The organism is Pigmentiphaga aceris (genome assembly GCF_008119665.1).
Taxonomy (GTDB): Bacteria; Pseudomonadota; Gammaproteobacteria; order Burkholderiales; family Burkholderiaceae_B; genus Pigmentiphaga; species Pigmentiphaga aceris.
In genome coordinates this window covers 4,381,590-4,400,964 of the sequence record NZ_CP043046.1, presented here as the reverse complement: position 1 = coordinate 4,400,964, position 19,375 = coordinate 4,381,590, and the positions used below count along the sequence as shown (strand labels likewise).

Below are 19,375 nucleotides of genomic sequence, written 5' to 3'. Positions count from 1 at the left end.
GTGTTTTCTGGGAATAACTGTGGTGGCATGATTCGCTTCCCACATATTTCGTTTTTCCCCGAGGCATCATGCAGTTGCTGTTCAAATCTGTTGCCGCCCTTGCGCTGGTTGTTGCTGCAAGCGGCGCATTCGCACAAGACAAGTCCACCGTCACCGTTGGCGTGACGGTCGGCAATTCCGAAGAAATCTTCAAGGTCGTAAGCAAGGTCGCCGAGCGCGACGGACTGACCGTGAAAGTCGTGACCTTCAACGACTATCAACTGCCCAACGCCGCGCTGGACGCAGGCGATCTGGACGCAAATTCTTTCCAGCACCAGCCTTTCCTCGACGCGCAGATCAAGCAGCGCGGCTACAAGCTGACCACCGTCGGCTACACCTTCACCGCGCCGCTGGCGTACTACTCGCGCAAGGTGAAGTCGCTGAACGACCTGAAGGAAGGTGCATCGGTCGGTGTGCAGAACGATCCGTCGAATGGCAACCGCGCCTTGCTGTTGTTGCAGCAGTTCGGCCTGATCAAGCTGAGCCCGGAAGCCGTGAAGAACGGCAACGCCACGCCGCGTGACGTGATCGAGAATCCGAAGAAGCTGAAGCTGATCCCGCTGGACGCCGCACAATTGCCGCGCTCGCTGGATGATCTGGATGCCGCCGCCATCAACAACGACTTCGCCTTCAAGGCCGGTCTGTCGGCCAGCAAGGACGGCATTGCGGTGGAAGATGCCAAGAGCCCCTACGCCAACATCATCGTCGTGCGCACCGAGGACAAGGACAAGCCCTGGGCGAAGAAGCTGGTGGCGGCTTACAACTCGCCGGAAGTGAAGACCTTCATGGCAGAGAAGTACAAGGGATCGCTGATTCCGGCTTGGTAAATCTGCTTGTTAAATCCTGCCCGGTAAATCTGTTGCTGCGCTACCTGGCGTGGTGAGCTGATGGGCGCTGCGTCAGTCAGCGCCTGCCTGGATTGGACTTATCCAGTTGTACCCATTTCAGTCAGCACCCAATAAAAAAGGCGCTGCAAGCCATCATGGCCTGCAGCGCCTTTTGCTTTCTTGCAGTGCTGGTTCAGTTCTGCGTCGTGACGTGGTGGATCAATGCCTTTTCCACCGCTTCGTCGACCATGCTGGCCAGTTCTTCCTGCAGCCCGCCGGATATATCTGCCAAGGCCGTGCGCAGGATCGGTTCCAGACGTTGAGCCATGCGTGCGCGCAATACCGGTTCGATACGTTCCTGCAAGTCGGCCAGCACATTGTTGCGCAGGCGTTCGGCCAGCGCATCCAAGTCCAGCGCGGGCGCAGCCGGTGCCGGCGGCACGATCGACAGCGATGCCGTGGGGCGAGAAGGCGCTGCGCTGATCGGCGTCACGGTGGACGATGCCGTTGCGGCGGGTTGCGCTGGCGCGGGGACAAAGACCGAGGGCGTCGTTGCGTTCATTAAAGGTGATACAGGCGCTTCGGCATCAACGGAGGGCGCGGCGGCTTCGGGCGCAGCACTGGCCGTGACGACCGGTGCGGCCGGTTCACCAACCGGGGGAGGCGGTATCACGTGGTCCGACAAACCGGCTGCATCGACGATTTGCGTCGAAAACGTGGCCGATCCGCTGCTGCCACGCGTGCGCATCACCAGCGGCTCGGGCGGCGGCGGGACCACGGGTTCGGGCGTCAGGTGTTGAGGAACCAGTTCCTGCGGCACCACGGGCACCGGGGTTGCCAACTGCTGCGGCAACTCCAGCACTTCGGTCAGGATGGGGATGCTTGTCGTATTTGTGCCGGGGCGTGCCGTGATCATGGCCGTCCAACTATATAAAAGAGGTTCGAAAGATCGTACTGCGTGACGCCGGTCTTGGGGCATCACGCCACGCACTCAGGGCATTTCGTTGCGCGTCAGATCGTGGCGTGCAATCGGATGTCCACAGCCTTGATAGAACCGCCAACGATTCCGTGCCGCCTCGCGGTCGGCGGCATCGTTGGACACCACTTCAATGAGCTTCTCGAAACGCGCGTAGATCGGTGGCCACGCATCGTCCAGATTCAGCAACCACTGATGGTGCGGGGTTTCACCTTCATCGGCGGTCAATACCACCGGCGTCTGTGCGGCCAAGGCATCCTTGGCAAACACATGGGGCACGAAGGAAATGTCTTCGAAGCTCCACAGCAGCTTGTCGAACGCGGCCAGACGCGCGGGATCACGACACCAGACGACCACCTTGTGGCCGGCCTGGTAGTGCCGCTTGACGATCTCGCAAGCGGTGCGCAGGCGATCCGGCGCACCGAAAGCAAATGCAATAGACGTCATTTCACCGTCGACAACAGGTATTGCATCAGCAGCGGCACCGGACGGCCCGACGCGCCTTTGTCCTTGCCACTGCGCCACGCGGTGCCGGCGATGTCCAGGTGCGCCCAGCGGTACTGCTTGGTGAAGCGCGACAGGAAGCAAGCAGCGGTCACTGCACCAGCCGGGGGACCACCGATGTTGGCCATGTCAGCGAAGTTGGACTTCAGCTGTTCCTGATAGGCCTCGTCCAGCGGCATGCGCCATGCCGGGTCCAGGGCGGTGCGAGAGGCTGCCAGCAGTTCGTCGGCCAGCGCGTCGTCGGGGCTGAACAGACCGGAATTGATGTAACCCAGCGCGGTGATGCACGCGCCGGTCAAGGTAGCCAAGTCGATCACGGCGGCCGGCTTGAAGCGCTCCACGTAGGTCAGCGCATCGCACAGAATCAGACGGCCTTCGGCGTCGGTGTTCAGAATTTCGATGGTCTGGCCCGACATGCTGGTGACCACATCGCCCGGCTTCAGCGCACGGCCGTTGGGCATGTTCTCGCAGGTCGGGATCACGCCGATCACGTCGATGGGCAGTTGCAGTTCAGCCACGGCGCTGAGCGTGCCGAACACGCTGGCGGCACCGCACATGTCGTACTTCATTTCGTCCATGCCCGCGCCGGGCTTGAGCGAGATGCCGCCCGAATCAAAGGTGATGCCCTTGCCGACCAGCACGATGGGGGCGGCTGCCGGGGCGGGCTTGCCGCGCACGGTCTTGACCGGTGCAGCCAGCTTGGCACCTTCGTGACGCAGCACGATGAACTTCGGCGGTTCGTCCGAGCCGCGTGCCACCGACAGGAACGAGCCCATGTTCAGGGCTTCGATCTGCTTGCGGTCCAGCACTTCCACCTTCAGCTTGTGGCTGCGCGCCATCTTGCGAGCGGTCTGGCCCAGGTAGGTGGGGGTGCAGATGTTCGGCGGCAGATTGCCCAGGTCCTTGGTGAGCGACATGCCAGTGGCGATTGCCGAGCCTTCGCGCAGGCCGGCATCGGCTTCCTTGACGGCAGCGCGTTCCAGCGCCAGGCCCAGCTTGACGAGCTTGACGGCTGCTTCCGGGTCTTTCTTGCCGAAGGTGGTGTCGTAACGATAGGTAGCGTCACCAACTGCAATCGCGGCAATGCGCGCGCTCCAGCGCGGGTCGGTGCCTTCCACGGGAATAGCCGCCAGCGCCGACACGCCTTCGGTCACGCCAAGCGACACCAGGGCACCTGCGGCGGCGCGGTGCGCTGCCTGCAAGCTGCGCGGCTTGATGTCTTCCTGGGCACCCAGGCCCACCAGCACCACACGCTTGGCGGCGACGCCAGCGAGGTTGCGCAGCACCAGGGTCTCGCCGGAACGGCCCTTGAAATCGCTGCCGACCACCGCGCGTACCGCACCGGCGCTTGCGCGATCGATCACGTCTGCGGCGGGGCTCAGTACGCCATTCGTATAGACGCCGACTGCCAGTGCGGCGGTCTTGATCTTCTCGACGGAGGCGGTCTGTGTGCTAAATTCCATTGACGTTTTTCCTCGTTTCTTCAGTGTGTGACTGCCAGTGTGGCTGCATGTCCGACTTCACGTCGAACGCAGTTTCTTGGCTGCAAGTTCGTTGGCTGCGATTTTGTTGGCTGCAACTCAGTGGCTGCAATTCAGTAGCTGCAACCGCTCCGGTTGGCGTCCGGCCGATCTGCGATTATCCCGCAGAATCTTCCCGATGCACGCGTCACCGCTTTTTTCCGCTCAAGCCTTACTCCCGAATTCCTCGTGTCCCTGTTTCAGCGCTCTGTCCGTAATGAACTGACCAGTCATGCCAGCGTGGTGTTCTCCACCCTGGTCGTGGTCTGGCTAAGCGTGTTGCTGGTACGCCTGCTTGGCGAAGCCGCAGCCGGTCGCATCGGCGCGGACGCCGTGATCGGCATGGCCACCTTCTCCACGATCAATGCCTTGCCAACGATTGTGTCGGTCACCGTGTTCATCGCGGTGTTGACCACGGTCACCCGCAACTACCGCGAATCCGAGATGGTCGTGTGGTTCGCCAGCGGCATCAGCCTGCTTGGCTGGATTCGGCCCGTGCTGCAATTTGCGATTCCCTGTGGCCTGGTGGTCGCGGCCCTGACCCTGGGGGTCTCGCCGTGGTCTTACCGGCAGATCAGCGAATACCGCGAACGTTACGAAAACCGGTCCGACATCGCCAAGGTCACACCTGGGCAATTCGGTGAATCCGGCGGCACCGATCGTGTGTTCTTCGTGGAATCGGCCAACGACACGGCCGATCGGGTGTCCAACGTATTCGTGCGTGCCATCGAAGCTGGCCGGATCAGCATCATCACCGCCAGCGGTGGGCGCATCGAGGAAATGCCCAACGGCGACCGTTTCATGGTGCTGGAGACCGGCAACCGCTACGAGCTGACCCCTGGCCAGCCCACCTTCCGCATCATGGACTTCGAGCGTTACGGCGTGCGGCTGGAACGGGCGCACGACTTCCTGTTGTCCGACCCGTCTACCAAGCTGCGGTCCACGCCCGACCTGATCCAGAACCCGGCTGGCCGGGCGCTGGGCGAGCTGCTGTGGCGTATCGGCCTGCCGATCCTGGCCGTGAACCTGGCGCTGCTGGCGATTCCGCTGGGTGCGGTGAATCCGCGTCTGGGCCGATCCGGTGACGTGGTGATTGCCTTGCTGGTGGCGCTGCTTTACCTGAATCTGGTGAGTTTGTCGCAGGCATCGGTGAACAGCGGGCGTCTGAGTTTCAGCATTGGTGTGTGGGCGATTCATGCCATCGTCGCAGGGCTGACTGCGACCTTGCTGTACTTCCGGCTCAAGCTGCCAGCGCCCAAACGGCAACGACGCAGCAAAGCTGCATAGACTTGGCTTGCGACGCCTGACCAGCGTCGTCCGCTTCGATGATCCCGCCCGCGTGCAGATGCCGCCGGCGGGATTTTTTTATCCCCGCGCACCTGTCTATTGCCTGCTTGGGAACCCCGGGGCGTCCCTCTGCGGACAAGCCCTTAGGTGGTGCGCACAAGCGTTTTCGCGCAGCTAGACTCTTTGGATAACAAAGAGAAGCCCCTAAGAGAAGCCCCCTATGCGTGCCGCGTCACGACGGCATCGCGAAAACAAGCAGTCCCAGGAGATAGGCAATGAAGCGCACCCTGCTTGCCGCAATGTTTGCGGCCGGATTCACGGCAGTCGTCCCCCACGCAGCCACCGCCCAGGCCAAACCCGCCGTCAAGATCGGCATCTTGACCGATATGTCCGGCACCTACGCCGCCATGGGCGGCGCGGGCTCGGTGGCAGCTGCCAAGCTGGCGGTTGACGACTGCCTGCAAGCCGAGTGCAAAGGCATGACGATCGAAGTGATCTCGGCCGACAACCAGAACAAGGCCGATGTCGCCGCCGCCCGTGCGCGCGAATGGTTCGACCGCGACAACGTCAACGTGGTGGCCGACCTGACCAACTCGGCAGCTGCATTGGCTGTGCAGCAGATTGCCAAGGAAAAGAACCGCGTGGCGCTGTTCTCCGGCCCGGCAACCACCCGCCTGACCAACGAAGACTGCTCTGCCACCGGCTTCCACTGGATGTTCGACAGCTACTCGCAATCGGCCGCGGCGGCGCGCGGCCTGGTCAGCACCGGGGCCAAGTCCTGGTACTTCCTGACCGTCGATTACGCCTTCGGCCATTCACTGGAAAAAGAAGCCAGCGACATCGTGAGAGCGGCTGGCGGCACCGTGATGGGCAGTGTGCGCCACCCGCTGAACGCACCTGACTTCGCATCCTTCTTGTTGCAGGCACAAAGCTCGAAGGCACAAGTGGTGGCGCTGGCCAATGGCGGCCAGGACACCGTCAACACGCTTAAACAAGCATCGGAATTCGGCATTGTGGCGGGCGGCCAGAAGCTGGCCGCGCTGCTGGTGTTCCTGTCCGATATCCACGCGCTGGGCTTGCAGACCGCGCAAGGGCTCAGCTTCGTTGATGGCTTTTATTGGGACTTCGACGACCAGACCCGCCAATGGTCCAACCGTTTCCAGCAGTCCTTCCGCAACCTGAAACCCACCATGGTCCAGGCCGGTGTGTATTCCAGCGTGCGCCATTACCTGAAGGCAGTTGCCGCCACCAACAGCACCGACGGCAAAGTGGTGGCCGACAAGATGCGTGAGATCCCGATCAAAGATGACGTGATGCGCAACGCATCGATTCGTCCCGATGGTCGCGTGATCCACGACATGTACCTGTTCCAGGTGAAGACGCCGGCCGAATCCAAGGCACCGTGGGACTACTACAAGCTGGCCGCCACCGTGCCGGCTGCGGAAGCCTTCCAGCCCCTCGAACGCAGCGCTTGCTCGCTGGTCGCCAAGAAATAATCGTGGATGCGGCGTCGCGCCCACAGTGGTGAGGCGCGACGGCATTCCTTTCACCCAGGAGTTCGATGTGAGTGATATTCCCCGCATACCGCTGCTGATCGGCGGTGAACTGGTCCAGTCCGTATCCACCGAGTGGCGCGACGTGATCAACCCGGCCACCCAGGAAGTCGTGGCCCAGGTGCCGTTCGCTACGCGTGAAGAACTGGACCGCGCCATTGCGGTCGCCAAAAAAGCCTACGCCACCTGGCGCAACAGCTCGCAGGGCACGCGCATGCGCGTCATGCTGAAGCTGCAGCAACTGGTACGCGAACACGCCAGCGAACTGGCCGAATTGATCACCCGTGAACACGGCAAGACCTTGCCCGACGCCGAAGGAGAAGTCGGGCGCGGGCTGGAAGTGATCGAACATGCTTGCGCGATTGCGTCGCTGCAACTGGGCGAATACGCCGAAAACGCAGGCACCGGCATCGATGTCTACACCGTGATCCAGCCGCTGGGCGTGGTCGCGGGCATTACCGCCTTCAACTTCCCGGTGATGCTGCCCAGCTTCATGTTCCCCATTGCGATTGCGTGCGGCAACACCTTCGTGCTGAAACCGTCCGAGCAAGATCCCAGCTCGACCATGCGCCTGGCCCAGCTGGCACAGGAAGCCGGCTTGCCACCCGGCGTGCTGAACGTGGTCCACGGCGGTCCGGACATTGCCACCGGCCTGTGCGAGCACCCGGATATCAAGGCCGTGTCCTTCATCGGTTCCACGCGCGTGGGCACCGAGCTGTACCGCCGCGCGACCGAAGCCGGCAAGCGCTGCCAAGCCATGATGGGTGCCAAGAACCACTGCGTGATCCTGCCAGACGCCGACCGTGAACTGGCGCTGAACCACCTGACCGGTGCCGCATTCGGCGCTGCCGGGCAGCGTTGCATGGCCACGTCAGTAGCAGTGCTGGTGGGCGAGGCCAACCAATGGGTGCCAGACCTGCTGGCACGTGCCAAGGGCCTGAAAGTGGGACCAGGCAGCGATCGCAGCGCCGACCTCGGGCCGGTGGTGTCGGCCGCCGCGCGCGCACGGGTCGAGCGCATGATCCAGCGCGGTGTCGATGAAGGTGCCGAACTGGTGCTAGACGGCCGGGGCATCCAGGTGGAAGGCTACGCCAAGGGCAACTTCGTCGGCCCCACCATGTTCACCAACGTCCGTGCCGACATGGACATCTACCGCGAAGAAATCTTCGGACCGGTGTTGTGCGTAACCGGGGTGGACACCCTGGATGAAGCAATTGCCTTCGTCAACGACAACCCCAATGGCAACGGCGTGGCCTTGTTTACCCAGGATGGCGGTGCCGCACGTTACTTCCAGAATTCCATCGACGTAGGGCAGGTAGGGATCAACCTGCCGATCCCGGTGCCGGTGGCGTGGTTCAGCTTCACCGGGTCACGGGCGTCGAAGCTGGGTGATCTGGGGCCGAATGGGAAGCAGGCCATTCAGTTCTGGACGCAGACCAAGACGGTGAGCGCACGCTGGGCTCCGCGGGGGAGTGGTGGCGGCGGAATCAACACGACGATCACGATGAAGTAAGGGTCTGGTCCTCTTCCTGAGAAAGATGGGAAGAGGGCCAGATTCCAAGGCCCGGACATATTCCCGCCTTGCGGTGGAAACACCCGAAAATCAAGCGTTTCTCATGAATCGACAGAACTGTTTGATTCAGTTTTTGCGAGTGCGCAGTTAGCCTGTGTCTGATGAAAAGAGTGGTCTAGGATAAGCATGTCTCGATGTGTGATCGCGCCAGCGTAAACGGCACGAAGCGTCGGCCTATTCCTCCTAATCAGGCAACTTCGGCATGCTGAAAAATCTCCTGACGATTGTTCTGTTTGCTGCGATCAATATCTTTCCGGCGGTGTCGAGCGCAAATTCTGCACAGGATGCCGCTTATTCGTTCGTGACGAAGCAGCGCTTGGGGCATAACTTCGAAACTACAGCTCGTGGCCTGATCGAGGAATCGGCACCTTATATGGGCTTGGTTCAGCAGCTCGGTGCAGTCAAAGCGAAACGCCTGGTTTCCGATGAATTCAATGCACGGATTGATGTTTATCTGACACGCTGGGAACGAAGTTTGGCCAACGTATTCGCCAAGCATTTCACTGCTCAGGAGTTGTCGTCGCTGACTGCAGAAGGGGGAGCATCGGCACACAGGGCAAAGTTCGTGCAGAAGCAAACTGTCATTGAGCAGGATATCAGTGCCGCCACCAAACCCGTGCTCAAAGAGTTCGTCACCGAGGTGCTGGGCAGGGCGATGGCCAAGTCGCGGAGCTAGTCTTGTTGAGGATTTGCGAGGTGTGGTTCGGGCAATGTCGTGAGTGCGAGACATCACGGCGGCTTTTCTCAACGCAGACCCTTGTTACCTAAGAAGCAGAAAGGGCTGCATCGCACTGTTCCTCCAGGCTCTCGTTCTGCATAGCGAATCGTTGACGCAATTCGCCACGGTTTTATCTACATAGCTAGATAGAATAAAGATTGGCTTGCTTATAACTTAGAATCAAATTCTGCCGCAGCGTCCATGTTGGGCGCCAGCTGAACGTTTTTCGATAGTGGCTAGCCATGAACCTCCAGCAATTCAAATTCGTCCGCGAAACCGTCCGGCGTGACTTCAACTTGACCGAAGCTGCGCGGATGCTCTTCACCTCGCAGCCCGGCGTGTCCAAGGCCATCATCGAGCTTGAAGACGAACTGGGCGTGAAAATTTTCGAACGCCACGGCAAACGCATCAAGGGGCTGACCAAGCCCGGCGTGGCCGTGTCCCAGATTGTTGACCGCATCATGCGCGAGATCGACAACCTGCGTAAGGTCAGCGACGAATTCGCGCGCCGTGACGAAGGTGGCCTTGTGGTTGCGTGCACGCACACCCAGGCGCGTTACGCCTTGCCGAAGGTGATCCCCGCTTTCCGTGCGCAGTTCCCCAAGGTGCACTTGTCGCTGATGCAAGGTACGCCGGCGCAATTGGCCGAGATGGTGCTGACCGAGCAGGCCGATGTGGCAATCGCCACCGAGTCACTGGCCCTGACACCAGGCCTGGCGACGCTGCCGTGCTACAGCTGGGAGCACATTCTGGTGGTGGCGCACAGCCATCCGCTGGCGCAGCTGACACAGGCACAAGCCAACGAGCTGACGCTGGAGCAACTGGCCGAACATCCCCTGGTGACTTACGACCGCGCCTTCACGGGCCGGACGGCAATCGACCAAGCGTTTGCTGCCAAGAACCTGCACCCCGATGTCGTGCTGGAAGCCATCGACGCCGATGTGATCAAGACCTATGTCGAACTTGGCATGGGGGTAGGGATCATTGCCGGCATGGCGTTTGACCCAGAGCGTGACGATCGCTTGGTAGGCATTCCCGTTGGACGCCTGTTTGGCCTGCATACCACCCGGGTCGGCGTGAAGTCGGGCGTTTTCCTGCGCGACTATGTGTACACCTTCCTGGAATTGCTGGCCCCCAGCCTGACGCGTGATGTTATCCAATCTGCCATCAAACCCCCAGAAAACGTATGAGCCATGGGGTTTTCACGCGTTCGGATGCCTGACCCAGCCTGTCTTAATTGTAATTAAATGAGATACGTTCTTATTCTTATTGACTATTGAATGAGAACATTTATCATTTGAGTCTATTGAGTTCAGCTATCGGGGTAATAGGCATGCAATCAGTCAGCGCAGTCATCGTCGGGGCGGATCGGCTTGGCAATATCCCCGATCTGCTCAAGGGGCACAACATTGCGATCACGCACCACATCAGCGGTCGTGATCCCTCACATCAGAAGAAAACCTTGAACCTGCCCTCGGGCACGGAACTGGTGATTCTGTTGACCGACTTCCTCGGTCACAATGTGATGAAAGCCTTCCGACAGGCTGCGCAGCGCTCGGGAATCAAGGTGGTGGCATGCCGCCGTTCGGTCTGCAGCATGCAGCAAGCGCTCGAGAACTGTGGACTGTGCCAAGGCGTGCCGGGCGCGTGTCCGAAAGATGGCATGAAGGAAGCCGTGATCAGTGGACCGACCTCGCGACGTCACCAGCACGTGACGCACCACTGATTCCTGCTGGCGGGCATTGCCTGCCGATACCGATCAGCGATGAATAAAAAAAGCGCTCATGCAGAGCGCTTTTTTGCGTTGGTACTGAAGGGGACTGGATCAGTACCGCGCCGCTGCTGAAGCGGCGCATCTGTGCTGCATGTTCAGCGAGAAGACAGCGACGCTACGTCAATGCGGCGGGCACCGTTGAAGCGCTTCTTCCAGTAGGCGAGTTCCATGCTTTCGATACGCACGACGCCACCGCTGGACGGTGCGTGGACGAATCGGTTGTCGCCGAGATAGATGCCAACGTGGGAATTGCGGCGGCCCATGGTGTTGTAGAACACCAGATCGCCCGGCTCCAGGTCTTTGCTCTTCAGTTCCTGGCCCATGTTCACGATTTCTTCCGCGCGGTGCGGAAGTTTCAGACCCAGGACTTCGCCGAATACAAATCGCACCAGGCCGCTGCAATCAAAGCCAGTGGGGCCGGTGCCGCCACGGCGGTAGGGGATGCCCAGGTACTGCACGGCGCGCAAGGCCAGTTCAGCGGTGCCGTCAACCATGGGGTCATCCCCGTCGTCGGCGCTGAGCTCCTGCGGCAGAATGCTCATCAGGTCAGGCTTGAGGCTCAGCATGTCCGGCTTGACCGTCATGTCCGGTCGGGCCAGCGGGCGGTCAAGCGAAATCGGCTGTTTGTTTGTGTTGCTGGGGCGATTCAGTTTGGGACCGGTTGGGTCCGCAATCAGGGGTTCGTGGAGGTTGCGGGGAGCGGCATTGCCGAACTCCATGATTTCCTGAGCATGTGCCAGAGGGGCAGCGCACAGCGCCAGGATGGCAAGGGTACGGGCAAGCGGCAAAGTCATCCGGTGGCTCTCACGATCGCGCTAAAAAAGTAATACTACAAAAAAAGCCGTCAAAAGGGTAACAAAAACACGTAACAGCAGCGGATCTCACGGGAGATTGCATGAATCAGTATCACCGCGCACATCGTCAATCGATCAACGAACGGGACGAATTCTGGGCTGCCGAAGCCGCCCGAATCCATTGGGAGACGCCGTTTACGGATGTTGTAGATGCCTCTCGACCACCGTTTTCGCAGTGGTTTGTCGGGGGACGGACCAACCTGTGTTTCAACGCGGTTGATCGGTGGGCAAAAAAGCAACCCGAGCATACGGCACTGATTTGGCACTCCACGGAAGTCGAGCGAGAGAATCGTTACAGTTACGCCGAGTTACTGGCAGAGGTTCAAGCGGTCGCGGCCGGGCTGGTAGAACTCGGGGTTGGGCGCGGCGATCGTGTGTTGATCTATATGCCGATGATTCCCGAGGCCGTTTTCACCATGCTGGCCTGCGCGCGAATCGGTGCCGTGCACTCGGTTGTCTTCGGCGGATTCGCCGCCGTCAGTCTGGCCAACCGCATCGACGACGCGCGTCCAGATGTGATCGTTTCTGCCGATGCGGGCTCTCGCGCCGGAAAAATCCTTCCCTACAAGCCGCTGCTGGACGATGCCATCGCCCGTAGTCAGCACCCGCCAAGAGCGGTGGTGATGGTCGATCGCCAACTGGCCGCGTTCCAGAAAGTGGCCGGCCGCGACCACGATTACGCCGCGCTGCGAGCGCGTCATCTGGGCGCAGAGGTGCCCGTTGCCTGGCTGGAATCGTCCGAGCCGAGTTACATACTGTATACATCGGGTACGACGGGCAAACCGAAGGGCGTTCAACGAGACACCGGTGGCTACGCAGTCGCGCTGGCAACCTCGATGGACTACGTGTTCCAGTGCAAGGCGGGCGACACCTTCTTTTGCACCAGCGACATCGGCTGGGTCGTTGGCCATTCTTATATTGTGTATGGACCCTTATTGAGCGGCATGGCAACCGTGCTGTATGAAGGCACGCCCGTGCGTCCCGACGGTGCGATCTTGTGGAAGCTGGTGGAACAAGAACGCGTCAATGTGCTGTTCTCATCGCCGACCGCCATCCGTGTCTTGAAGAAGCAAGACCCGGCGCTGCTGTCCCGCCACGACGTGTCCAGCCTGCGTGCCCTTTACCTGGCCGGTGAACCCCTGGACGAACCCACCGCCACTTGGATTTCACAAGGCCTGGGCAAGCCAGTGATCGACAACTACTGGCAGACCGAAAGCGGCTGGCCGATTCTGTCGGCACAGCCCGGCATCGAACAGACGCCCTTGAAGTTCGGCAGTCCGTCCTTCCCGGTGATCGGTTTTGACGTGCGTGTGTTCAATGAAAGCACGGGTGAAGAATTGCCGGCCGGCGAAAAAGGCGTGGTCGCCATCGTCCCGCCCTTGCCACCCGGCGCGCTCAGCACGCTGTGGGGCGACGACCAGCGCTTCGTCGACACCTACTTTTCATCGATTCCGAACCAGCAGGTGTATTCGACCTTCGATTGGGGATTGGTAGACAAGGACGGCTACTGGTTCATCCTGGGCCGTACCGACGACGTGATCAACGTGGCGGGGCACCGGCTGGGCACACGCGAGATCGAAGAGTCGATCAGCAGCCATTCGAACATCGCCGAATGCGCCGTGGTGGGCATTGCGGATGCCCTGAAGGGGCAAGTAGCCGTGGCCTTTGCGGTCTTGAAGAACACCACCGTGATCGAATCCGAAGCACAGCGATCGGCCCACGAAGCAGAAATCATGCGGCAAGTTGATCAGCAACTGGGCGCAGTCGCGCGCCCGGCGCGCGTCTATTTCGTCACCGCCTTGCCGAAGACACGTTCAGGCAAGGTACTGCGCCGCGTGATCCAGGCCGTATGCGAGGGCAGGGCACCGGGGGATGTGACGACGATGGAAGACCCCGCAGCGCTGGCGCAGATTCAGGCGGCGGTGGGGTGAGTTTTACACGGATGTTGCGGTAGCTTCGGGATGCCTGGTGCCGAAGCTGCGGCAAGCCTATTCAAATTAGCGGGTGGCTGTTCCTGAACAGCCGCCCGCCACCCACCACAAGCTCCCGGTAGAATCGCCTTTCTCGTTTCCAGACCGGAAGCGACTTTCAACTTTTCCAGGAAGCATTCAATGCCGACCAAGCCTTACCTCAGCGCCGCCGACGTCAAGATCATCGCCAATGCCGCCGAAGCCGAAGCGCTGCGCAACAGCTGGCCGGTGTCGATTGCCATCGTGGACGACGGCGGCCATCTGCTGGCCTTCCAGCGTCTGGATGGCGCGTCTGCCATGTCGGCACAGATCTGCCAGGCCAAGGCCAATTCCTCGGCGATCAGCCGCAAGGAAACCAAGGTCTATGAGGACATCATCAACAACGGCCGTCATGCATTCCTGACCGCGCCGTTCAACGGTTTCCTGGAAGGCGGCGTGCCGATCGTGATCGACGGCCACGTGGTAGGCGCAGTCGGCGTGTCGGGTGTGAAGTCGGTGGAAGATGCGCAGATCGCCAAGGCTGGCATCGACGCGCTGACCAAGGGCTGAGCCAAGACCGCCTGAGCACTTGACTCAGGATCGCCCGCTTTTTTCCGCCTCGGTGCGCGGGGCCGTTGCGAGCATGACCATGACTGGTTGGATTGCATGAAACCTTGGATACGCGACGCCCTGAATCCGGGCGTGCGCCCGCGCGAAGTCGGTGCCTGGGCACTGTTTGACTTCGCCAACTCCGGCTACACGACGGTGGTACTGACGGCGGTGTTCAACGCCTACTTCGTAGGCGTCGTGGCGGGCAATGCCGACTGGGCCACCTTGGCCTGGACGGCAGCGCTGTCTGCGTCCTATCTGATCGTCATGCTGGCGATGCCCGCGCTGGGTGCCTGGGCGGATGCGCGGGCGGCTAAAAAACGCTTGCTGCTGATCAGCACGACGGGCTGCGTGATCGCCACCACCGCGCTTGCGCTGGTCGGGCCGGGCGATATCTGGCTGGCGGTGGCGGCCATCATCATCTCCAACGTGGCGTTCAGCGTCGGGGAGTCGGTCGCAGGCGCGTTCCTGCCGGAACTGGCCCGGCCCGAGGCCCTGGGCCGCGTATCCGGCTGGGGCTGGAGCTTCGGTTATCTGGGCGGCATGTTGACGCTGGGATTGTCGCTCGCGGTGGTCTTGTCTGCGCAAGAGGTCGGGCGCGGGCCGGCCGACTTCGTGCCGGTCACCATGTTGCTCACGGCCGGGGTATTTGCCGTGGCCGCCTTGCCGGTGTTCCTGGTGCTGCGTGAACGGGCCAGCCCGCAGCGCGCAGCCGGCGCAGTCGCCCCGGTAAAAGGCGTGTTCCGGCAACTGCTGGTGTCTTGGCGTGACACGCACCACTACCCGGATTTCCGCCGCCTGCTGATCTGCGGCGTCTGGTATCAGGCAGGCATTGCGGTGGTGATCACCCTGGCGGCCGTCTATGCCGAGCAGGAAATGGGCTTTTCAGCACCCCAGATCATGACCTTGGTGTTCCTGGTGAACATCAGTGCCACGCTGGGTGCCTTCGGATTCGGTTATCTGCAAGACCGGATCGGCCATCGAACCACTCTGGCGCTGACCTTGTTCGGCTGGATCGCCATGGTGTTGATGGCCTACTTCGCAACCGCCGACATCGGTTTCTGGATTGCCGCAGGCCTGGCGGGCATCTGCATGGGGTCCAGCCAGAGCGCCGGGCGCGCCATGATCGGCGCATTGGCCCCCACGGCACGCGTGACCGAGTTCTTTGCGCTGTGGGGATTCGCCACGCGGCTGGCCTCGATCATCGGACCGATCACCTACGGCCTGGTGACCTGGGTAACGGGCGGCAATCACCGCTTGGCAATTCTCATCACCGGCGTCTTCTTCGTCTTCGGGCTATTGGTGTTACGCAAGATCGACATGGTGCGCGGCGCAGCCCTGGCCAAGCAGATCAGCTGACAGGATTGACAGGAAAAACCACCGAAAAGCCCGCTGTTGCGGGCTTTGTTACCTTAATCACACCTGTTAGCGCAGCCTTCACTAGCCTGACTGCAAGCTGACAGGCAAACTCCGATGCTCGCAGCGCCCACGCTGTATCTGCCCCGGAGTAAATAGTGGATTACCTCATCTCGCTCGCCCAGCAGCCCGCTGCCTGGGTGGCGCTCGTGACGCTGATCGCGATGGAAGTCGTGCTTGGCATCGACAACCTGGTTTTCATCTCGATCCTGACCAACAAGCTGCCCGCGCATCAACAGAAGCGCGCGCGCATGCTGGGTATCGGCATGGCGCTGTTCCTGCGTCTGGCCTTGCTCGGTACGGTTGCCTTCATCGTTCAGCTGACTCAGCCGGTCTTCGAGATCTTCGGCAAGGGCCTGTCATGGCGTGACATGATCCTGATCGCCGGTGGTCTGTTCCTGGTGTGGAAAGCCACCAAGGAAATCCATCACCATGTCGATCCCCCGCAAGAGGGCGACATGTTTGAAGGCAAGAAGGCCGTGGTACCCAGCTTTGCGGCCGCGATTGCGCAAATTCTGGTGCTTGACCTGGTGTTCTCGATCGACAGCATCATCACCGCCGTTGGCATGACCGAACACGTGCCAATCATGTTCATCGCCGTGATCTTTGCCGTGGTCGTGATGCTGGTCGCTGCCAATCCGCTGTCGGCGTTCATCGAACGCAATCCCACCGTGGTCATGCTGGCGCTCAGCTTCCTGGTGATGATCGGCATGACGCTGATTGCCGAAGGCTTTGGTGCCCATGTGCCCAAGGGCTACGTGTACGCAGCAATGGCGTTCTCGGGCCTGGTTGAATTGCTGAATCTGTTCGCGCGACGTGCGTCGAGCAAGAAGAAGCCGCCGGTCGCCGGGGCGTGATCGACATCTGACCGCATGAAGCCGTGCCGGGATAACCGGAACGGCTTGCAGACCGGGGTAAAAAAACGGGGGTGACGCTTTTGGCGTCACCCCCGTTATCTTTTCAAGGCTCGAATCCCAGCGCCTTGATTGCCTCGATCGACCCCTCGCGCAGCAAGCTGCCCTCGGGTTCGCTGTCGGCATGGCGGCGCAGCCACGACAGGGTCTTCGGCAACACATCGTCGTCCACGCTGAAGGCCGCATCGGCCAACGCAAACAGCAACGCGTCATTGCGAGCTACCGTCGCGTTGAGCAGCTCAACGGTCTTGGCCAGCTCTTTGGAGACTTCCAGCAGATCCTGCGCGACTTGGTCTTTCATCGGAATGCCTAGAAAAAAGAGAGACAAACGCCGCAACCAGGCTGCGGCGCTGTCGTAATGGGCCGCATCGGCCTGTCACGACACCAATCAGGCAATGACCGGAATCTTGCCGATCTTTGCCTGCCAGATCTTCGGCGCGGTGTTGTGCACCGACGTACCGGTCGAATCCACTGCCACGGTCACCGGCATGTCCAGGACCTCGAACTCGTAGATCGCTTCCATGCCCAGGTCTTCGAAGCCAACGACCTTGGCCTGACGAATCGCCTTCGACACCAGATAAGCCGCGCCGCCCACCGCCATCAGGTAAGCCGACTTGTGATTGCGGATTGCCTCGATCGCAACCGGACCACGTTCAGCCTTGCCCACCATCGAGATCAGGCCGGTCTGGGCCAGCATCATGTCGGTGAACTTGTCCATGCGGGTAGCCGTGGTCGGGCCTGCCGGGCCCACGGCCTCGTCACGCACCGGATCGACCGGACCCACGTAGTAGATCACGCGGTTGGTGAAGTCCACCGGCAGCTTCTCGCCGCGTGCCAGCATTTCCTGGATACGCTTGTGCGCAGCATCGCGGCCGGTCAGCATCTTGCCCGACAGCAGCAAGGTCTGGCCCGGCTGCCAAGACGCCACTTCTTCCTTGGTCAGCGTGTCCAGGTCAACGCGCTTGGACTTGTTGTAGTCCGGTGCCCACTTCACATCCGGCCATTCAGACAGCGACGGCGGGTCCAGGCGGGCAGCGCCCGAGCCGTCAAGCGTGAAGTGCGCGTGGCGCGTAGCGGCGCAATTCGGGATCATCGCAACCGGCTTGGACGCCGCGTGCGTCGGGAACATATTGATCTTGATGTCCAGCACGGTGGTCAGACCGCCCAGGCCCTGCGCGCCGATACCCAGCGCATTGACCTTCTCGTACAGCTCGATGCGCAGCTCTTCCAGCTTGTTCTGCGGACCGCGTTGCAGCAGCTCGTACATGTCGATGTCTTCCATCAACGACTGCTTGGCCATCAGCATGGCCTTTTCTGCGGTACCGCCAATACCGATGCCCAGCATGCCCGGCGGGCACCAGCCGGCACCCATGGTCGGGACGGTCTTCAGCACCCAGTCGACCAGCGAGTCGCTCGGGTTCAGCATCACGAACTTGGTCTTGTTTTCCGAGCCGCCGCCCTTGGCCGCGACCTGCACATCCACCACATCGCCGGGCACCAGCTCGACGCTGACCACACAGGGCGTGTTGTCACGGGTGTTCTTGCGCTCGAAGTGCGGATCGGCCAAGACGGACGCGCGCAGCTTGTTGTCCGGATTCAGGTAGCCGCGACGAACGCCTTCGTCGCAAATATCCTGCAAGCTCTTACAGGAATCGAAGCGGACATTCATGCCCACTTTCAGGAACACATTGACGATGCCCGTGTCCTGGCAGATCGGACGCTTGCCCTCGGCGCACATGCGCGAGTTGGTCAGGATCTGCGCGATGGCGTCCTTGGCGGCGGGGCTTTCTTCACGCTCGTAAGCGCGCGCCAGGTGGCGAATGTAGTCCAGCGGATGGTAATAGCTGATGAACTGCACAGCATCAGCGATCGACTGGATAAGGTCTTCTTCCTTGATTACGGTGGTCATGACGGTGTCCGGCTGACGAGGGGGGATAAGCGACGGGCGTCAGTGTAAGCCGGTTTGGGATGGCTGCCGGACGCAGAAAATCGGTACTGAGAAGCACTCTCAATCAACTGTCGGTGTTGCACCTGATAGCCCGTTTTTGCGGCCTCGCCAGCCAATAAAAAGGCCCGCTTGAGGCGGGCCAGTCATCTGTCTGCCAGACACGCCCGGCAAGGCATGAGTCTGGTCAATACAGGTCTTGATCGCAGCGTGTACTCACTGCTTTCAGTGCTTTCAGTGCTTTTCCACCGCCAGCAAGCGATCGCACATCGCAATTGCCATTGCCGAAATCAGGAACACGGTGTGAATGCCGGTCTGCGCGACCAGTGTCTTCACGTCGTAATGCGCCGCGTTGATGAAAGTCTTCAGCAGGTGGATCGACGAAATCCCGATGATGGCCGTGGCCAGCTTCACCTTTAGCACCGACGCATTCACATGCGACAGCCATTCCGGCTGGTCCGGGTGCTGTTCAAGATGCATGCGCGACACGAAGGTTTCGTAGCCGCCCACGATCACCATGATCAGCAGGTTCGAGATCATCACCACGTCGATCAGGCCCAGCACCACCAGCATGATGGTGGTTTCCGACAGTTTGGTCGGTACGGCCATCGCGACCTGTCCCGGCCCGGTGGGCAGCACGGTCTGCGCGATCAGCGCCACGGCTTCCGTGTTGCCGAAGGCGGCTTCGATCAGGTGGACCAGTTCCACCCAGAAGTGGAAGACGTAAACGCACTGAGCCAGGATCAGGCCAAGGTACAGCGGAAGCTGCAGCCAGCGGCTCATGAAGATCAGGCGGGGCAGGGGACGCATGGGTCGCGTCAGGTCGAGCGGGGCCGACGGTTTCGACATGTACAGAGATTTCCAGGGGTGACGAGCGCAGCTCACAGGGTGCCGGGCGTTCCCGGCGACCAAAAAGT

18 protein-coding genes are annotated in these 19,375 nt (G+C 61.0%); 11 read left to right on the top strand and 7 right to left on the bottom strand.

The features are described from left to right. Window positions 1–68 precede the first annotated feature (68 nt). Complete coding sequence (locus FXN63_RS19080; protein WP_148816753.1) at window positions 69–866, top strand: MetQ/NlpA family ABC transporter substrate-binding protein; 798 nt, start codon at window positions 69–71, stop codon at window positions 864–866. A gap of 193 nt (window positions 867–1,059) precedes the next feature. Here the strand turns inward: FXN63_RS19080 and FXN63_RS19075 are convergent, their stop codons facing one another. From FXN63_RS19075 to FXN63_RS19065, 3 genes are all read right to left on the bottom strand, one after another. Next, entirely contained in the window at window positions 1,060–1,782 is a 723-nt protein-coding gene (locus FXN63_RS19075; RefSeq protein ID WP_148816752.1) for a hypothetical protein, read from the bottom strand. Between the two features lie 75 nt (window positions 1,783–1,857). Beyond that, entirely contained in the window at window positions 1,858–2,289 is a 432-nt protein-coding gene (locus tag FXN63_RS19070; RefSeq protein WP_148816751.1) for a DNA polymerase III subunit chi, read from the bottom strand. Beyond that, on the bottom strand, window positions 2,286–3,809 hold the full coding sequence (locus FXN63_RS19065; protein ID WP_148816750.1) for a leucyl aminopeptidase: 1,524 nt from the start codon (window positions 3,807–3,809) through the stop codon (window positions 2,286–2,288). Before FXN63_RS19065 ends, FXN63_RS19070 begins: the two co-directional genes overlap by 4 nt. 246 nt (window positions 3,810–4,055) lie before the next feature. Between FXN63_RS19065 and lptF the strand changes: the two genes are divergently transcribed. The 6 genes from lptF to FXN63_RS19035 all read left to right on the top strand — a co-directional run bounded on the left by lptF (window position 4,056) and on the right by FXN63_RS19035 (window position 10,723). After that, window positions 4,056–5,153 carry an LPS export ABC transporter permease LptF gene (gene lptF, locus FXN63_RS19060; RefSeq protein ID WP_148816749.1) on the top strand — a complete coding sequence of 366 codons (1,098 nt, stop codon included), beginning with the start codon at window positions 4,056–4,058 and terminating at the stop codon, window positions 5,151–5,153. Between the two features lie 299 nt (window positions 5,154–5,452). Then, window positions 5,453–6,649 carry an ABC transporter substrate-binding protein gene (locus FXN63_RS19055; RefSeq protein ID WP_246165236.1) on the top strand — a complete coding sequence of 399 codons (1,197 nt, stop codon included), beginning with the start codon at window positions 5,453–5,455 and terminating at the stop codon, window positions 6,647–6,649. A 67-nt stretch (window positions 6,650–6,716) separates the two neighbouring features. Then, window positions 6,717–8,219 carry a CoA-acylating methylmalonate-semialdehyde dehydrogenase gene (locus FXN63_RS19050; RefSeq protein ID WP_148816747.1) on the top strand — a complete coding sequence of 501 codons (1,503 nt, stop codon included), beginning with the start codon at window positions 6,717–6,719 and terminating at the stop codon, window positions 8,217–8,219. Between the two features lie 262 nt (window positions 8,220–8,481). Then, the gene (locus FXN63_RS19045) at window positions 8,482–8,955 is read left to right on the top strand and encodes a DUF2059 domain-containing protein (RefSeq protein WP_148816746.1); all 474 of its coding nucleotides are present in this window, start codon (window positions 8,482–8,484) and stop codon (window positions 8,953–8,955) included. 284 nt (window positions 8,956–9,239) lie between these two features. Then, the gene (locus FXN63_RS19040; RefSeq protein WP_148816745.1) at window positions 9,240–10,187 is read left to right on the top strand and encodes a CysB family HTH-type transcriptional regulator; all 948 of its coding nucleotides are present in this window, start codon (window positions 9,240–9,242) and stop codon (window positions 10,185–10,187) included. A gap of 143 nt (window positions 10,188–10,330) precedes the next feature. Next, on the top strand, window positions 10,331–10,723 hold the full coding sequence (locus tag FXN63_RS19035; protein WP_148816744.1) for a DUF2325 domain-containing protein: 393 nt from the start codon (window positions 10,331–10,333) through the stop codon (window positions 10,721–10,723). A 143-nt stretch (window positions 10,724–10,866) separates the two neighbouring features. Here the strand turns inward: FXN63_RS19035 and FXN63_RS19030 are convergent, their stop codons facing one another. Next, window positions 10,867–11,565, bottom strand: coding sequence for a C40 family peptidase (locus FXN63_RS19030; RefSeq protein WP_246164891.1), 699 nt, complete (start codon window positions 11,563–11,565; stop codon window positions 10,867–10,869). A 101-nt stretch (window positions 11,566–11,666) separates the two neighbouring features. On the opposite strand from FXN63_RS19030, the gene FXN63_RS19025 reads away from it, so the two are divergent. The 4 genes from FXN63_RS19025 (at window position 11,667) to FXN63_RS19010 (ending at window position 16,456) form a co-directional block, all read left to right on the top strand. After that, window positions 11,667–13,556: a propionate--CoA ligase gene (locus FXN63_RS19025; protein ID WP_148816743.1), complete on the top strand. Its 1,890-nt coding sequence runs from the start codon at window positions 11,667–11,669 to the stop codon at window positions 13,554–13,556. 180 nt (window positions 13,557–13,736) lie between these two features. Further along, window positions 13,737–14,144 carry a heme-binding protein gene (locus FXN63_RS19020; RefSeq protein ID WP_148816742.1) on the top strand — a complete coding sequence of 136 codons (408 nt, stop codon included), beginning with the start codon at window positions 13,737–13,739 and terminating at the stop codon, window positions 14,142–14,144. A gap of 96 nt (window positions 14,145–14,240) precedes the next feature. Next, the gene (locus tag FXN63_RS19015) at window positions 14,241–15,542 is read left to right on the top strand and encodes an MFS transporter (RefSeq protein WP_148816741.1); all 1,302 of its coding nucleotides are present in this window, start codon (window positions 14,241–14,243) and stop codon (window positions 15,540–15,542) included. A gap of 155 nt (window positions 15,543–15,697) precedes the next feature. After that, on the top strand, window positions 15,698–16,456 hold the full coding sequence (locus FXN63_RS19010; RefSeq protein WP_148816740.1) for a TerC family protein: 759 nt from the start codon (window positions 15,698–15,700) through the stop codon (window positions 16,454–16,456). A gap of 103 nt (window positions 16,457–16,559) precedes the next feature. On the opposite strand, the gene FXN63_RS19005 is transcribed toward FXN63_RS19010, so the two are convergent. The 3 genes from FXN63_RS19005 to FXN63_RS18995 all read right to left on the bottom strand — a co-directional run bounded on the left by FXN63_RS19005 (window position 16,560) and on the right by FXN63_RS18995 (window position 19,307). Further along, a complete protein-coding gene (locus tag FXN63_RS19005; RefSeq protein WP_148816739.1) occupies window positions 16,560–16,814 on the bottom strand; it encodes a hypothetical protein in 255 nt (84 codons plus the stop codon). A gap of 87 nt (window positions 16,815–16,901) precedes the next feature. Beyond that, window positions 16,902–18,422 (bottom strand): fumarate hydratase, encoded by a 1,521-nt coding sequence (locus tag FXN63_RS19000; RefSeq protein WP_148816738.1) that lies wholly within the window; start codon window positions 18,420–18,422, stop codon window positions 16,902–16,904. A 270-nt stretch (window positions 18,423–18,692) separates the two neighbouring features. Further along, window positions 18,693–19,307, bottom strand: a complete 615-nt coding sequence (locus FXN63_RS18995; protein WP_246164890.1) for a YqhA family protein — start codon at window positions 19,305–19,307, stop codon at window positions 18,693–18,695. Window positions 19,308–19,375 lie beyond the last annotated feature (68 nt).

Excerpts from the sequence above, each read along its gene's own strand:
- FXN63_RS19080 (WP_148816753.1), top strand. The coding sequence starts at position 69 with ATGCAGTTGCTGTTCAAATCTGTTGCCGCCCTTGCGCTGGTTGTTGCT.
- FXN63_RS19075 (WP_148816752.1), bottom strand. The coding sequence starts at position 1,782 with ATGATCACGGCACGCCCCGGCACAAATACGACAAGCATCCCCATCCTG.
- FXN63_RS19070 (WP_148816751.1), bottom strand. The coding sequence starts at position 2,289 with ATGACGTCTATTGCATTTGCTTTCGGTGCGCCGGATCGCCTGCGCACC.
- FXN63_RS19065 (WP_148816750.1), bottom strand. The coding sequence starts at position 3,809 with ATGGAATTTAGCACACAGACCGCCTCCGTCGAGAAGATCAAGACCGCC.
- FXN63_RS19055 (WP_246165236.1), top strand. The coding sequence starts at position 5,453 with ATGTTTGCGGCCGGATTCACGGCAGTCGTCCCCCACGCAGCCACCGCC.
- FXN63_RS19045 (WP_148816746.1), top strand. The coding sequence starts at position 8,482 with ATGCTGAAAAATCTCCTGACGATTGTTCTGTTTGCTGCGATCAATATC.
- FXN63_RS19040 (WP_148816745.1), top strand. The coding sequence starts at position 9,240 with ATGAACCTCCAGCAATTCAAATTCGTCCGCGAAACCGTCCGGCGTGAC.
- FXN63_RS19035 (WP_148816744.1), top strand. The coding sequence starts at position 10,331 with ATGCAATCAGTCAGCGCAGTCATCGTCGGGGCGGATCGGCTTGGCAAT.
- FXN63_RS19030 (WP_246164891.1), bottom strand. The coding sequence starts at position 11,565 with ATGACTTTGCCGCTTGCCCGTACCCTTGCCATCCTGGCGCTGTGCGCT.
- FXN63_RS19025 (WP_148816743.1), top strand. The coding sequence starts at position 11,667 with ATGAATCAGTATCACCGCGCACATCGTCAATCGATCAACGAACGGGAC.
- FXN63_RS19020 (WP_148816742.1), top strand. The coding sequence starts at position 13,737 with ATGCCGACCAAGCCTTACCTCAGCGCCGCCGACGTCAAGATCATCGCC.
- FXN63_RS19015 (WP_148816741.1), top strand. The coding sequence starts at position 14,241 with ATGAAACCTTGGATACGCGACGCCCTGAATCCGGGCGTGCGCCCGCGC.
- FXN63_RS19005 (WP_148816739.1), bottom strand. The coding sequence starts at position 16,814 with ATGAAAGACCAAGTCGCGCAGGATCTGCTGGAAGTCTCCAAAGAGCTG.
- FXN63_RS19000 (WP_148816738.1), bottom strand. The coding sequence starts at position 18,422 with ATGACCACCGTAATCAAGGAAGAAGACCTTATCCAGTCGATCGCTGAT.
- FXN63_RS18995 (WP_246164890.1), bottom strand. The coding sequence starts at position 19,307 with ATGTCGAAACCGTCGGCCCCGCTCGACCTGACGCGACCCATGCGTCCC.